We start from the raw sequence: 12,916 nt of genomic DNA, 5'->3' as shown, positions 1-12,916 counted from the left end.
TTTGCTGAACTTTTTTGTATCTTTGGCTGGTATAATTTTTCAAACTAATTTAAATAAGAAACATGTCGTTACAACAAACTATTGAAAATATTTGGGATAATAGAGAACTATTACAAAATGAAGACAGCCAGAAGGCGATCAGAGAGGTTATTTCTTTAGTTGATAAAGGTGAACTTCGTACTGCTGAACCTACTGAAAACGGATGGCAGGTAAATGAATGGGTGAAAAAAGCTGTCGTAATGTATTTCCCGATCCAAAAAATGGAAACGATTGAAGTAGGCCCGTTTGAATTTCATGATAAAATGCCTTTGAAGAGAGGTTATGCTGAAAAAGGGGTGAGAGTTGTACCACATGCAGTAGCGAGAGAAGGAGCTTATATTGCTCCGGGAGTTATTTTAATGCCATCTTATGTAAATATTGGAGCTTATGTAGATTCCGGAACAATGGTAGATACTTGGGCTACAGTAGGAAGCTGTGCACAGATCGGTAAAAATGTTCACCTCAGTGGTGGTGTAGGTATCGGTGGAGTATTGGAGCCATTACAAGCAGCTCCGGTAATCATTGAAGATGATTGCTTTATCGGTTCAAGATGTATCGTTGTAGAAGGAGTTCATGTAGAAAAAGAAGCCGTATTAGGTGCAAACGTAGTATTGACAGCTTCTACAAAAATTATCGATGTTACAGGAGATACTCCTATCGAAATTAAAGGAAGAGTTCCTGCCCGTTCAGTAGTCATTCCTGGAAGCTATACAAAACAGTATCCGGCTGGAGAATATCAGGTTCCATGTGCACTGATCATTGGTCAGAGAAAAGAATCTACAGATAAGAAAACGTCTCTGAATGATGCATTGAGAGATAATAATGTAGCTGTTTAAGATTAATACTTTAAGCTAATACCACAATCTTGAAAGAAAAATTTCTTAAAATATTATTAAACCCTAAATATATATTTGGGGTTTATCTTATTATATCCGTTGTTACAGCTATTTCCAAATATCTGAGAGGAGATTATGCGATCAATAATTATCTGATTTTTAAAAACGTATTCTTTAATACCATTCATCAGAAAAATCTGATTATCCATTATCCGGATCTCTATTTTGATCTGAATCATTATGGTGTATTTTTCAGTGCATTGATTGCTCCTTTTGCCATGATGCCGGATTGGCTGGGAATTTCACTTTGGAATATTGCCAACACCTTTATCTTTATCTACGGAATTTATAAACTGCCGTTTTCAGACAGTAAGAAAGCTATTTTCGGATTGCTTTGCCTTCAGGAATATATTACAGCAGCTTTAAGTTTGCAGTTCAATGTAGCACTGACAGGACTTTTGCTGTTATCTGCAGTATACATTTACGAAAGAAAAGAAGTAAAATCGGTAACTGCCATTTTAATTGGAATATTCGTCAAAATCTATGGAATAGTAGGATTAACGCAGTTTTTCTTTATTAAAAATAAGACTAAATTTATTCTTTCAGGAGTAGGCATTGCCATTTTATTTTTCGTACTTCCAATGGCGTATTCAAGTCCGCAGTTTGTGATTCAGTGTTACTCAGACTGGTTTCAGTCTATCGTAGAAAAAAATAATGAAAACCAGGTGCTGGGAAATATGCAGGATATCTCATTAATGGGCTTTGTAAGAAGAGTTTTGGGGGATGCCTCCATTTCCAATCTTGTATTTTTAGCAGGCGGATTACCGCTTTTTGCGTTGCCTTATATCAGAATTAAGCAATACAAGCACTATGCTTTCCAACTGATGATTCTGGCTTCAACATTACTGTTTCTGGTCCTGTTCAGCTCCAGTTCAGAATCTCCAACATACATTATTGCAGTAGTAGGAGTGCTGATATGGTTTTTCCTTCAAAAAGAAAGAACACCGCTTATTATTGGATTGCTTGTTTTTGTCATTATTTTCACTTGTTTTTCAACTTCGGATCTATTCCCGAAATTTGTAAAAGAAAATTATATCATCAAATATTCATTAAAAGCAGTACCTTGTATTGTGATCTGGTTGAGAGTTACTTATGAACTCCTGACTAAAGATTTTGAGAAAAATTATAGCTTGAATTAATAAATATGAAGAAAATTTCAATTGTAATTCCCGCCTATAACGAAGAAGGTAACGTTGCCATGATCCATCAGAAAATTAAAGAAGTTTTTGATGGTTTGAGTAACTATGACTTTGAAATCATATTTGTGAATGATGGCAGCAGAGACAATACGCAACAAAAATTAGAAGAACTTTCCCGTCAGTATGATGAAGTGAAATTCATTGAGTTTTCCCGTAATTTTGGACATCAGCCCGCAGTAAAAGCAGGAATGGATAATGCCCACGGAAATGCAGTCATTTCTATGGACGGAGACCTTCAGCATCCGCCGGAGCTTATCCCGGAGATGATTAAGAAATGGGAAGAAGGTAATGATGTCGTTTTTACCTTTAGAACGTATCCCAAAGAGATTTCTTTTTTTAAAAGAAAAACATCAGACTTATTTTACAAACTTTTATCAAGCCTGTCAGATGTTAATTTAACGAAAGGTGGTGGCTCAGATTTCAGACTGTTGGATGCAGGCGCTGTTGAAGTCATGAGAAATTTTAATGAAGACGATCTGTTCCTTAGAGGGTTAACGAGTTGGATGGGCTTCAAACAAACGGGGATTGATTTTACCGCAGCAGAAAGACTCTCAGGAAAAAGCAGCTACAATCTTAAGAAAATGTTCACTTTTGCCTTCACGGGAATCACAGCTTTCAGTGTAAAACCTCTTTATTTAGCCGCATATCTTGGGTTTTTATTTTCAGCACTTTCAGTAATCGGATACGGTACCTATGTGATTCATTCTTTCATTGCAAAGACGGAGATCTCTGGTTGGGCATCATTAATTATGACCATTGTTTTCTTCGGAGGGCTTCAGTTAATCATCCTCGGAATCATGGGAATTTATTTAGGAAAAATATTTAAACAGGTGAAAGACAGACCTAATTATATTATTAAAAACAAAAATTTTTAAAATGGTTTTATTGAGTTTTGATATTGAAGAATTTGATATGCCATTAGAATATAAGGGTGAAATTCCCTTTGAAAAGCAGATTTCAATTTCACAAACAGGATTAGAGAGAATTCTTGATATCCTTAAAAAACATAATGCCAAAGCTACTTTCTTTTCTACAGTAGTTTTTGCAGAAAACAGCAAACCTCTTATTGAAAGGTTATTAAACGAAGGCCATGAACTGGCTTCTCACACATGGTTTCATTCAGAATTTGAAAACAAACACCTGAAGGAATCAAGGGAAAAGCTGGAAGAACTATTTTCCACAAAGGTAACAGGGTTGAGAATGCCAAGAATGATGCCTGTAGACAACAAAGAAGTGGAAAAAGCAGGATATTCATACAATTCATCTATTAATCCCACATTTTTGCCGGGAAGATATAATAATTTAAAAGTATCCAGAACTTATTTTAAAGAAGGAAATGTAACCCAGGTTCCGGCTTCGGTTTCTCCTAATTTCAGGGTTCCTTTGTTTTGGTTGAGCTTTCACAATTTCCCCTTATTTTTCTACAAAAAACTGGCTTCGGACTGCTTGAAAAAAGATAAATATCTGAACATCTATTTCCATCCGTGGGAATTTGCAGAGATCAAAGACGAAGCATTTAAACTGCCTGGATTTACGGTAAAGAACTCCGGAAAAGATATGGTGGAAAGGTTTGATGCGTTTGTAAGCTGGCTGAAAGAAAAAGGACATACATTCGGTACATTCCAGGAATTTCAAAAACAGATACAACGATGAAGATTGCCTTTGATGCAAAACGGTTTTTCCACAATACATCCGGTCTTGGGAATTACTCGAGAGATCTTGTAAGAATCCTTTCCGAGTATCAACCGGAAAACGAATATCTGTTACTGAACAAAAACAAATCGGAGCGTGGAAAGGATATCCTGGAGCACCCGAATGTTCATTTTATTGAAACTTCAAAAGGAAACTTTTCCCGTCAGCTTAAAATGGGTAAAGATGCCCAGAAGCAAAACGCTGATATTTTCCATGGATTATCCGGTGAACTTCCCTTAAAATGGGACTCAAAACCTATTAAAAAGGTCGTTACCATTCATGATTTGATCTTTGTAAGATATCCGCAGTATTATTCTTTTTTTGACAGGAGAATTCACTTCTGGAAATTTAAAAAAGCAGCTGATATGGCAGATAAAATCATTGCTATTTCAGAACAGACCAAAAGAGATATTATCCAATATTTAAAAGTTCCTGAGACTAAGATTGAAGTCATTTATCAGGGATGTCATCAGGCTTTTAAAGAACATCAGTCTCCGGAACTGATGCAGGAGGTAAAAGAGAAGTTCAGGCTTCCGGAAAGGTTTATACTCAACGTAGGAACTATCGAAGACCGAAAAAATCTTTTGAACATTGTAAAAGCAGTCAATGGTACAGAAATTCCATTGGTTGTGGTAGGGAGGAAGACCAAATATTTCCAGAAAATAGAAAGATTTCTGAAAAAGAACAAAATGGAAAAGCAGGTGCTATTCCTTGAAGGCGTTTCCATGGATGAGCTGGCTTGTCTTTATAAATTGGCAGATATTTTTGTCTATCCAAGCTTCTTTGAAGGCTTTGGAATCCCTGTCATAGAAGCACTTTTCTCCAAAACAGTTGTAGTTACCAGCAATACAAGCTGCCTGCCGGAAGCGGGAGGAAAAGACTCCGTTTACATCAATCCGGGTAATGATCTTGACATCCGGGCCAAAATCAAATTTCTCTGGGAAAATGAATCCGAGAGAAAACGACGTGAGGAAAAGGGTTTCGAGTTTGTTCAGAAGTTTAATGACGAACCTATTGCAAAGCAGCTGATGAATTTTTATCAAAAATTAATCTGAAAAAAGTTTGCATTTTAAAAATAAATCCTACATTTGCATCATAATTCAAACAATGAAACCAACATTTTTAGCATTACATCATTATCATCATCATCTCTGTTAGGCGGAATTGATTGATATAAGTATGTGCTAAAATCAAAAATAATTAAAACCGTCTGAGTAAATAGGCGGTTTTTTTGTTTCCAGGATTCTCCTCAGAAATTTCATTAGATCAGTTTTATTTGCTCAGACCTCAAAAAAGGCAAAATGAGTAAATTAAAAATTGCAATCCAAAAAAGCGGCCGGCTGTACGAAGAATCTCTTCAGCTTCTCAAAGACTGTGGAATCTATGTCAATAACGGCAAAGACCAGCTCAAAGTTTCAGTAGATAACTTTCCGATGGAAATCATGTATCTTCGGAACTCAGATATTCCACAATACCTGGAAGACGGAGTGGTGGATATTGCCATTGTTGGAGAAAATCTTCTGATTGAAAAAAGTAAAAATATCAAAACAATCCAGAAGCTTGGGTTTTCAAAATGCCGTGTGTCACTGGCTGTTCCCAAAGAAGTTGAAACGGATGAACTCTCTTTTTTCCAGGGTAAAAAAATTGCAACCTCTTACCCTAACACCCTCAAAAATTTTTTAGAAAAAGAAGGAATTGTATCAGATATTCACGTGATTTCAGGATCTGTTGAAATAGCTCCTAATATAGGTCTTGCAGATGGGATATGTGATATTGTCAGTTCCGGAAGTACCTTATTCAAAAACGGATTGCGCGAGACTGTCACTTTGCTGAAATCAGAGGCTGTTTTAGCTCAAACGCCTCAATTATCATCTGAAAAAGAAGCTATTCTTGAGAAATTTGTGTTCAGAATCAAGGCAGTTTTAAAAGCAAAAAATTCAAAATACATTCTGATGAATGTTCCCAACGAAAAAATTCAAAAAGTATCTGAAGTTCTTCCCGTGTTGAAAAGCCCTACAGTTATTCCTCTTGCAGAAGAAGGCTGGAGCAGTATTCATTCTGTTATTGATGAAGTGCGTTTCTGGGAAGTGATTGATGAACTGAAAGACAATGGAGCTCAGGATATTTTAATCATCCCGATTGATAAAATGGTTATTTAAAAAATTGACTATTAAGATGGTTAATATTGGTTAACGCAAAGGCGCAATGAAAATGAAATTAATACTGTTTTAAGGCGAAAGGATTTTATCTCCGATAAAATTGAATGCTGCTTTAAATAAAAAAATATAATTCAAACACTTGCTGAAAATCTAAGATTTTCTTGCGCCTTAAAAAAGTAAAAGATAAAAAAACTTTGCGTCTTTGCGTTTATCAAAAAAAATAGCAATTAAGATAGCTGAATAATATAGCTTCAGCTATGATCTTAATGAAACTTAACAACTTAAAAGAATCTTAATGGTTCAAAAAAACTTTCAAAATAATACAATGAAAATATACAGATATCCCACAAAAAATACCTGGACAGATTTAGTAAAACGCCCGGTTCTTGAGCAGAAAGAGATTTCAGGTCTGATTACAGAAATATTCATGGAAGTTGAAAAAAACGGAGATAAAGCTTTAATAGAATTCAACAGGAAATTTGATAAGGCCGAAACGGTGAGTATTAAAGTATCTGATGTAGAAATTCAAGAGGCAGAAAAGCAGATTGATGATGAATTGAAACAGGCAATCCAGCAGGCAAAAGAAAATATTGCCACATTTCATGCTTCTCAAAAACAGGAGATTCAAAAAATCGAGACAACAAAAGGAGTGGTTTGCTGGCGTGAAAACCGGGCTGTAGAAAGGGTTGGGATCTATATTCCCGGAGGAACGGCTCCTTTATTTTCCACAGTATTGATGCTTGCTGTTCCTGCCAATTTAGCTGGTTGTAAAGAAATAGTTCTTTGTACGCCACCCGATAAGAATGGAAATATCAATCCTGCGATTCTGTATGCTGCTAAACTTTGCGGAGTTTCGGAAATCTTTAAAACTGGGGGAGCACAGGCCGTTGCCGCAATGACTTTTGGAACGGAAAGCATTCCTGCAGTCAATAAAATTTTCGGCCCTGGAAATCAGTTTGTAGTAGCAGCCAAAGAATATGCTCAGCGTTATGGAGTTGCTATTGATATGCCTGCCGGACCAAGTGAAGTTCTTGTCATAGCAGATGAGCAGGCTGTTCCGGAATTTTGTGCTGCAGACCTTCTTTCACAGGCAGAACACGGCAGTGACAGTCAGGTTGTTTTTATTACCACAGATCTTAAAGTGTTTGACGAAACTATAGAGGCTGTTGGGCAGCAGCTCAGAGACTTACCCAGAAATGAGTTTGCAGGTCAGGCTTTGGAGAACAGCTCTTTTATTTTAGTGAACTCCCTGGATGAAGCCCTGGAATTTAGTAACCTTTATGCTCCGGAACACCTTATTCTGGCGATCAAGGATTTTGAAAAATATATTCCTGAGATTCAGAATGCAGGTTCGGTTTTCCTCGGAAACTATTCCTGTGAGAGCGCAGGAGATTATGCCAGCGGAACCAATCACACGCTTCCTACCAATGCTTATGCAAAGAATTACAGTGGAGTATCGCTGGACAGTTTTGTAAAAAAAATAACATTTCAGCATCTTTCAAAGGAAGGTCTTCAGAATTTAGGAAAAACAATAGAGCTCATGGCAGAAGCAGAAGGTCTGTTTGCTCACAAAAATGCAGTATCCATCAGATTAAAATAATAAACGTTGGAAAACGCAAAGACGCAAAATAATATTGAAAAATAAATTTTTGGGACGCAAAGATTTTATCTCCGATAAAATTGATTAATGTATATAAAAACGCAAAACAAAGCCAATACCCTTGCTGAAAATCTTCGATTTTCTTGCGCCATAAAAAAGTGTTACACAATTAAAAAACTTTGCGCCCTCGCGTTTATCAAAAAAATTGAACCATTAAGAAAATGAAGCTTTTAAGTAAAGTTAAGATTCCAATACATTTGAATTCAGCTTACTGCTTAATGAAGATCTGAAGATATTTTCTTCATTATTCTTAATAACTCAATTCATCTTAATGGTTTAAAAACGATTTTTATATTGAATCATTTTTTAAGAAAATCAATACAATGAAAAATAACAGTATCAATACTTTAGTAAGAAAAAATATATTAGAACTACAGCCTTATGTAAGTTTCAGGGATCACAATGAATTTAATGCTCCGGTAATGCTGGATGCCAATGAAAGTCCTTTCGGGGAATGCAACCGTTACCCTGATTCTACCCATAAAACGCTTAAAAACAAGCTCGCAGAACTTAAAAAGCTTTCTCCCTCACAGATTGCCATAGGAAACGGAAGTGATGAGCTGATAGACCTTATCATTAAAATCTTCTGTGAGCCTAAAAAAGATGCCATTCTGATGATGAATCCGTCATTTGCCATGTATGGTTTCTATGCGGCAATCAATGAAAATAAGGTTTTGAAACTGGATTTGGATGACAATTTTGAAATTTTTAAAAATGATTTTTTAAAAATTGCAGCAGATCCGTCCCTGAAAGTTTTCTTTTTATGCTCACCTAACAACCCTACAGGAAACAGTATTGACGATATTGAGTTTTATCTTCAGAACTTCAATGGAATTGTTGTTGTTGACGAAGCTTATATTGAATTTTCGGGTAAAAAATCAAGTTTGGAGCTATTGGATCAATATTCTAACTTAATTGTACTGCAAACTTTTTCCAAAGCTTGGGGATTTGCCGGGGCAAGAGTAGGTGTGGCATATGCATCATCAGAGATTATCGGCTTTATCAACACGGTAAAAGCACCTTATAATGTGAATGTTTTAAGCCAGGAATTGATCATAAAGACATTGAATGATGAAAAGAGGCTTCAGGAAAATGTAAGCCGAATTCTGGAAGAAAGGACATGGATGCAGGAGCAGTTTGTGGGAATTGACTGTATTTCAAAAGTATTTTCAACAGATGCCAATTTCTTTCTGATTAAAATGGAAAATGTTGATTCAGTGTATACAAGAATGCTCGAGGAAGAAATTTTAACCAGCAGAAGAGATCCTGCCATTCCCGGATGCATCAGAATCAATGTAGGAAACCGTGAAGAAAATGAAAAATTAATTAACCTTTTAAAAGGAATATAATAGCTTGTTAAAATATAAACCATTAAGAGAAACGAAGATAATAAGAAAAGTTTAGATTCATCAGGATGAATAAAATGCAAAGCTAAATTAATAGCTTCAGCTATGTTCTTACTACTTCTTAATCACTTAAAAAAAGCTTAATGGTTAAAACAATTTGATAAAAACATATGAAAAAAGTACTCTTTATAGACCGCGACGGAACCCTTATTATTGAACCGCCAACTGATTTTCAGGTTGATTCTCTTGAAAAACTTGAGTTTTATCCCGGAGTCTTCCAAAACCTGTCAAAGATTGTCAATGAACTGGATTATGAACTGGTTATGGTAACGAATCAGGATGGTTTGGGGACTGAAAGTTTTCCTGAAGAAGATTTCATAAAACCCCACACAAAAATGCTACAGGCTTTTGAAAATGAAGGGATCGTTTTTAGCGAAATTTTAATTGATAAAAGTTTTGAATCCGAGAATCTTCCCACCAGAAAACCAGGAATCGGAATGCTGGGGAAATACATCTATGGCAATTATGATCTGGAAAATTCCTATGTAATTGGTGATCGAAATACCGACGTTCAACTCGCTAAAAACCTTAAGTCTAAAGCTATTTATCTTAATCAAAACTTAAATAGCGAAGCTGAGCTTTCTGCAACAAGCTGGTCAGAGATTTATCAGTTTTTAAAATCCGGAATGAGGAAAGCTAAAGTCTCCCGCAAAACCAATGAAACAGCTATAGAAATTGAAGTGAATCTTGACGGAAACGGGCGGTCAGATATTTCAACCGGACTTCATTTTTTTGATCACATGCTGGATCAGATTGCAAGACACGGAAATATGGATCTTACGATTAAAGTAAACGGAGATCTTGCTGTAGATGAACACCACACCATTGAAGATACCGGAATTGTGCTTGGTGAAGCCATTTTAAAAGCTTTAGGAAAGAAAAAAGGGATTGAAAGATATGGTTTCCTGCTTCCAATGGATGATTGTCTTTCTCAGGTGGCTATTGACTTTGGCGGCAGACCGTGGTTAGTGTGGGATGCTCCGTTTAAAAGAGAAAAGATAGGGGATATGCCTACCGAAATGTTTTATCACTTTTTTAAGTCCTTTACGGATGCCTCAAAATCCAATCTGAATATCAAAGCAGAAGGAGATAATGAACACCACAAAATTGAATCCATCTTTAAAGCATTTGCAAAAGCCGTTAAAATGGCGGTAAAACAAACAGATACTAACTTCAGCCTGCCTTCCACAAAAGGAAGTTTATAAATATGATTGCCATAATAAAATACAACGGAGGAAATGTAAACTCTGTTCAGAATGCCCTCAACAGGCTGAATGTTGATTCTGTGATTACGGATGATCCTGAACAGATCTTAAAAGCAGATAAAGTCATCTTTCCGGGTGTAGGAGAAGCTTCATCCACCATGAAACTGCTGAAAGAAAAAGAACTCGATCTATTGATTCCAGCTCTAAAACAGCCTGTTTTGGGAATATGCCTGGGGATGCAGCTGATGTGCAAAGGAAATGAAGAGGGCGATACTGAAGGAATGGGAATTTTTGATATTAAGGTCAGAAAATTTCCATCCAGAGATATTGTTCCGCATATGGGCTGGAATACGGTTTCAGGACAGACTTCACCACTGTTTGCCGGAATTGAAAAGAGTAGTGACGTTTATTTCGTTCACAGCTATTATTGTGAGCTTTCAGACTTTACAACGTCTGTTTGTGATTATATACTGCCTTTCAGTGCTTCCTTACAGAAAGATAATTTTTATGCAGTGCAGTTTCACCCTGAAAAATCAGGAATCGTGGGAAGTCAGATCGTTAAAAACTTTATAAATTTATAATGATGAAAATAATTCCGGCTATTGATATTATCGACGGGAAATGTGTCCGTTTGTCAAAAGGAGATTACAATACAAAGAAAATATACAATGAAGATCCTGTGGAAGTGGCTAAAGAATTTGAAAGCTTTGGTATTCAGTTTCTTCATTTGGTAGATCTTGATGGGGCGAAATCAAAGCATATTGTCAATCAAAAAGTTCTTGAAAACATTGCGGCATCTACTTCCTTACACATTGACTTTGGTGGTGGATTAAAAACTCAGGAAGATATTGAAACAGCTTTTAATTCCGGGGCGAAGCAGATTACTTTAGGAAGTATAGCGGTTCAGAATCCTGAGTTCTGTTTTGAAATGATCAGGAAATATGGCCCTGAGAAAATTATTTTGGGAGCAGATTGTGAAAACCGGAAAATTAAAACCTCCGGCTGGCTTGAGGAAAGTGATAATGACATCATAGACTTTATCCTTCAGTATCAGGAAAAAGGAATACAAAATACGATTTGTACGGATATTTCGAAAGACGGAATGCTGGAAGGTCCATCAACAGGGCTGTATATTGAAATTTTATATAAAACATCGGTTCAGCTGGTAGCAAGCGGAGGGATTTCAGGGATTGCTGATGTCTATAAAATGAAAGATATAGGGTGTTCAGGAACAATCATCGGAAAGGCAATTTATGAGGGAAAAATAAGCTTACAACAACTTCAAAATTTTATTGAAAATGCTTAAGAAAAGAATTATTCCATGTTTGGATATTAAAGATGGGGCTACGGTAAAAGGAATCAACTTTGAAGATCTTAAAAATGCAGGAGATCCTGTAGAGCTTGCTAAAAAATATGAGAAAGAAGGAGCTGATGAACTTGTTTTTCTGGATATTACCGCCACTATTGAGAACAGAAAGACGTTTATAGAACTGGTAAAAGATATTGCAAAAGAACTCAGTATTCCCTTTACGGTGGGAGGCGGAATTTCTTCGGTAGAAGATGTGAGAAAGCTTTTGGAAGCAGGGGCAGATAAAATCAGTATCAATTCTTCAGCAGTGAAAAATCCTACTCTTATTTCCGATTTGGCCAAAGAATTTGGAAGTCAGTGCATTGTGGTAGCTATTGACACAAGACAACTTGGAGATCTGGATCTTGTCCATATTAAAGGTGGAAGAGAAGCAACTGAACTTCTTACCGTAGAATGGGCAAAGCAAGCAGAGTCTCTGGGCGCAGGAGAAATTCTGCTGACTTCCATGGATGGTGATGGCACAAAAAACGGTTTTGATCTCCGTATTACAAAGCTGGTTTCAGAAAATATAAGTATTCCGGTCATTGCTTCCGGAGGTGCTGGTAAGGTAGATGACTTTGTTAAAGTATTTAATGAAACAAAAGCTACAGGAGGATTGGCAGCCAGTATTTTCCATTTTAATGAAATAGGAATTCAGGATCTAAAAAAACAATTAAAAACTCAAAAAATAGAAGTACGATGAAAATAGATTTTAATAAAGATAATGGACTTGTTCCCGTGGTGATTCAGGATAACAGAACACTGCAGGTGTTGATGTTAGGCTATATGAATGAAGAAGCTTTTGAAAAAACAGAAAAGGAGGGAATCGTTACTTTTTTCAGTCGTTCCAAAAACAGACTCTGGACAAAAGGTGAAGAATCTGGTAATTTTTTAACGGTAAAAAGCATTAATATAGACTGTGATCAGGATACGCTATTAATTAATGTTATTCCTAAAAATGTGGTCTGCCACACAGGAAGTTTCAGCTGTTTCGGAGAAAAGAACGCCAAGGGATTTTTATATGAACTGGAAGAGAAAATAGCTCAGAGAATAGATAACAAAACAGAGGATTCTTATACGTATTCGCTCTACCAAAGAGGAATTAATAAAATGGCCCAAAAAGTAGGAGAGGAAGCTGTAGAACTGGTGATAGAAGCAAAAGACAATAACGAAGAACTTTTTAAAAATGAAGCTGCAGACCTGCTGTACCACTTTTTGATTTTATTAAAAGCAAAAGGATTTACGCTGGAAGAGATTGAAGAAATTCTTAAAAACAGGAATAAATAAAACCTTTGAAATAATTCAGAGGTTT

General features: G+C 36.2%; 13 protein-coding genes. All 13 read left to right on the top strand.

Going from position 1 to position 12,916, the window contains the following annotated elements:
• Positions 1–62: 62 nt before the first annotated feature.
• The 13 genes from ACWPWS_RS05725 to hisIE all read left to right on the top strand — a co-directional run bounded on the left by ACWPWS_RS05725 (position 63) and on the right by hisIE (position 12,891).
• Positions 63–875 (top strand): 2,3,4,5-tetrahydropyridine-2,6-dicarboxylate N-succinyltransferase, encoded by an 813-nt coding sequence (locus ACWPWS_RS05725; RefSeq protein WP_209784536.1) that lies wholly within the window; start codon positions 63–65, stop codon positions 873–875.
• Positions 876–904: 29 nt separating this feature from the next.
• Positions 905–2,074, top strand: a complete 1,170-nt coding sequence (locus ACWPWS_RS05720) for a glycosyltransferase family 87 protein (RefSeq protein ID WP_454045828.1) — start codon at positions 905–907, stop codon at positions 2,072–2,074.
• Positions 2,075–2,079: 5 nt separating this feature from the next.
• Complete coding sequence (locus ACWPWS_RS05715) at positions 2,080–3,009, top strand: glycosyltransferase family 2 protein (protein WP_454045827.1); 930 nt, start codon at positions 2,080–2,082, stop codon at positions 3,007–3,009.
• A 1-nt stretch (position 3,010) separates the two neighbouring features.
• A complete protein-coding gene (locus ACWPWS_RS05710) occupies positions 3,011–3,787 on the top strand; it encodes a polysaccharide deacetylase family protein (RefSeq protein ID WP_454045826.1) in 777 nt (258 codons plus the stop codon).
• Positions 3,784–4,881, top strand: coding sequence for a glycosyltransferase family 4 protein (locus ACWPWS_RS05705; RefSeq protein WP_454045825.1), 1,098 nt, complete (start codon positions 3,784–3,786; stop codon positions 4,879–4,881). Before ACWPWS_RS05710 ends, ACWPWS_RS05705 begins: the two co-directional genes overlap by 4 nt.
• A gap of 246 nt (positions 4,882–5,127) precedes the next feature.
• Complete coding sequence (gene hisG, locus ACWPWS_RS05700; RefSeq protein WP_454045824.1) at positions 5,128–5,985, top strand: ATP phosphoribosyltransferase; 858 nt, start codon at positions 5,128–5,130, stop codon at positions 5,983–5,985.
• A gap of 325 nt (positions 5,986–6,310) precedes the next feature.
• Complete coding sequence (gene hisD / locus ACWPWS_RS05695; RefSeq protein WP_454045823.1) at positions 6,311–7,585, top strand: histidinol dehydrogenase; 1,275 nt, start codon at positions 6,311–6,313, stop codon at positions 7,583–7,585.
• Between the two features lie 383 nt (positions 7,586–7,968).
• The gene (gene hisC / locus ACWPWS_RS05690; RefSeq protein ID WP_454045822.1) at positions 7,969–8,994 is read left to right on the top strand and encodes a histidinol-phosphate transaminase; all 1,026 of its coding nucleotides are present in this window, start codon (positions 7,969–7,971) and stop codon (positions 8,992–8,994) included.
• Positions 8,995–9,161: 167 nt separating this feature from the next.
• The gene (gene hisB, locus ACWPWS_RS05685; protein WP_454045821.1) at positions 9,162–10,256 is read left to right on the top strand and encodes a bifunctional histidinol-phosphatase/imidazoleglycerol-phosphate dehydratase HisB; all 1,095 of its coding nucleotides are present in this window, start codon (positions 9,162–9,164) and stop codon (positions 10,254–10,256) included.
• A 2-nt stretch (positions 10,257–10,258) separates the two neighbouring features.
• Positions 10,259–10,837 (top strand): imidazole glycerol phosphate synthase subunit HisH, encoded by a 579-nt coding sequence (hisH, locus tag ACWPWS_RS05680; RefSeq protein WP_309512084.1) that lies wholly within the window; start codon positions 10,259–10,261, stop codon positions 10,835–10,837.
• A gap of 2 nt (positions 10,838–10,839) precedes the next feature.
• Positions 10,840–11,562, top strand: a complete 723-nt coding sequence (gene hisA, locus ACWPWS_RS05675; RefSeq protein ID WP_105682426.1) for a 1-(5-phosphoribosyl)-5-[(5-phosphoribosylamino)methylideneamino]imidazole-4-carboxamide isomerase — start codon at positions 10,840–10,842, stop codon at positions 11,560–11,562.
• On the top strand, positions 11,555–12,307 hold the full coding sequence (gene hisF / locus ACWPWS_RS05670) for an imidazole glycerol phosphate synthase subunit HisF (protein ID WP_454045820.1): 753 nt from the start codon (positions 11,555–11,557) through the stop codon (positions 12,305–12,307). Before hisA ends, hisF begins: the two co-directional genes overlap by 8 nt.
• Positions 12,304–12,891, top strand: a complete 588-nt coding sequence (gene hisIE / locus ACWPWS_RS05665) for a bifunctional phosphoribosyl-AMP cyclohydrolase/phosphoribosyl-ATP diphosphatase HisIE (RefSeq protein ID WP_454045819.1) — start codon at positions 12,304–12,306, stop codon at positions 12,889–12,891. The genes hisF and hisIE overlap by 4 nt, the downstream gene beginning before the upstream one ends.
• The last annotated feature ends 25 nt before the right edge of the window (positions 12,892–12,916 follow it).

The sequence above is a fragment of the Chryseobacterium sp. Marseille-Q8038 genome, from assembly GCF_965111995.1.
This window is presented reverse-complemented; position numbering and strand designations above follow the sequence as displayed.

Bases quoted from the DNA above. Each gene is read 5' to 3' on its own strand.
- ACWPWS_RS05725 (WP_209784536.1), top strand. From the start codon at position 63: ATGTCGTTACAACAAACTATTGAAAATATTTGGGATAATAGAGAACTA.
- ACWPWS_RS05715 (WP_454045827.1), top strand. From the start codon at position 2,080: ATGAAGAAAATTTCAATTGTAATTCCCGCCTATAACGAAGAAGGTAAC.
- ACWPWS_RS05710 (WP_454045826.1), top strand. From the start codon at position 3,011: ATGGTTTTATTGAGTTTTGATATTGAAGAATTTGATATGCCATTAGAA.
- ACWPWS_RS05705 (WP_454045825.1), top strand. From the start codon at position 3,784: ATGAAGATTGCCTTTGATGCAAAACGGTTTTTCCACAATACATCCGGT.
- hisG (WP_454045824.1), top strand. From the start codon at position 5,128: ATGAGTAAATTAAAAATTGCAATCCAAAAAAGCGGCCGGCTGTACGAA.
- hisD (WP_454045823.1), top strand. From the start codon at position 6,311: ATGAAAATATACAGATATCCCACAAAAAATACCTGGACAGATTTAGTA.
- hisC (WP_454045822.1), top strand. From the start codon at position 7,969: ATGAAAAATAACAGTATCAATACTTTAGTAAGAAAAAATATATTAGAA.
- hisB (WP_454045821.1), top strand. From the start codon at position 9,162: ATGAAAAAAGTACTCTTTATAGACCGCGACGGAACCCTTATTATTGAA.
- hisH (WP_309512084.1), top strand. From the start codon at position 10,259: ATGATTGCCATAATAAAATACAACGGAGGAAATGTAAACTCTGTTCAG.
- hisA (WP_105682426.1), top strand. From the start codon at position 10,840: ATGAAAATAATTCCGGCTATTGATATTATCGACGGGAAATGTGTCCGT.
- hisF (WP_454045820.1), top strand. From the start codon at position 11,555: ATGCTTAAGAAAAGAATTATTCCATGTTTGGATATTAAAGATGGGGCT.
- hisIE (WP_454045819.1), top strand. From the start codon at position 12,304: ATGAAAATAGATTTTAATAAAGATAATGGACTTGTTCCCGTGGTGATT.